Raw genomic sequence first — 1,304 nt, forward strand, 5'->3', positions numbered from 1 at the left:
GCCGCTGCCATGGGGCGTCTGGACACTCCGCCGGCGGTCTTCCTGAGCCAGTCGGGCTCCAACTACTACGGCAACGCCGGACTGGCGTTGCTTCGCGAGAACGCCCCCGCCGGCAGCGGTGTGCTGGCCGGGATCTGCGCCGACTGGGAAGCGGCCGCCCACGAGGCGCCGGCCGGCGTCCGGGTGGTCACTCCGCGCACCGGCGTCGTGCTGAGCCGTTCCGGTGGTGCGCTGGGACGGCTCATGCCGCTGCTGCGCCTGGGTGTGGGCGGACCGCTGGGCAACGGCCGGCAGTACTGGCCTTGGGTGACTCTCCCCGATGTTGCCGGCGCCTATGCCTTCCTGCTCAACAGTCCACTGTCCGGGCCCGTGAACCTGTGCGCCCCGGAAAGTGCGGATGTGAACTCGCTGATCGCCCAGCTGGCAGGTGCCCTGCACCGCCCCGCCGTGTTCCGCGTTCCCGCTCCGGTGCTGCGCCTGGTGATGGGCCAGCTCGCCGATGAGCTGCTGCTCGCCAGCCAGCGGATGGAACCGGCCGCCTTGGTCGGGGCCGGCTTTGAATGGCAGCACCCGTCGCTCGCCGAGGCAGCCGCCTGGGTGGCGGAACGCGGTCCGAAGTCCTGAGGAGCTCCGGCAGCCGTTAGCCGCCGGAGCTGCCGGGGGCCCTGGTGTCGGCCGGGACTTGGGCCTTGGGGGCTCCGGGGCCTGCGGGATCTCCGGTGTCTCCGGTGTCTCCGGTGTCAGCGGCGGGGAGGATGTCCTGGATCCGCCAGCGGCCCTCGACCGGCGCCAGCACCAGGCGCAGCCGCTGTTCCGGCCCCGCCGCCGCCTCGGCCAGGACCGACCCGGTCGCGTCGCGTTCCTGGTACGCGGGCGTGCTCGCGGTGACGACCACCACCGCCTGGCTGGGGCCGACGTCGCCCTCCGTGGCCACGCGGGTCAGGAGGATGGTGAATCCGGCCAGCACCCGGCCGGATTCCCTGAGTCCGGCGCTGATCCGTCCATCCGCCGCGGCCGCCGTCGACGCCGGCACGTTGACCTGCTCCAGCAGCCGGAAGTCCCCTGAGCTGAACGCCAGGGAGCGAAGCCGGGCGAGTCCGCGGACTGCTTCCCCGGGGTCCGGGGAGGTGAGCTGTGCCGTCAGCTCGGGAGGGAGGCCGGCCGCACCGAGGGCCGGCGCCGCGGATGCCCGGGCGGATGCCGTGACATCCCCGGCATCCCTGACGGAGAAACCCGGAATCAGCCCGGCACCGGCGGACCCCCAGACGGCGGCGAGGGCAACCAGAAGCGCCAGGCCCAAGGCC

The 1,304-nt window shown here is 73.5% G+C and carries 1 protein-coding gene and 1 pseudogene; one reads left to right on the plus strand and one right to left on the minus strand.

The features are described from left to right. A partial coding sequence (locus K789_RS0100615; protein WP_024365054.1) for a DUF1731 domain-containing protein occupies positions 1-624 on the plus strand: 624 nt, incomplete at its 5' end. A 16-nt stretch (positions 625-640) separates the two neighbouring features. On the opposite strand, the pseudogene K789_RS25290 reads toward K789_RS0100615, so the two are convergent. Beyond that, positions 641-1,304 (minus strand): annotated as a pseudogene (locus K789_RS25290) (hypothetical protein); the annotation flags it as partial.

It is taken from the genome of Arthrobacter sp. TB 26, assembly GCF_000427315.1.
In the GTDB taxonomy this organism is placed as follows: domain Bacteria; phylum Actinomycetota; class Actinomycetes; order Actinomycetales; family Micrococcaceae; genus Arthrobacter.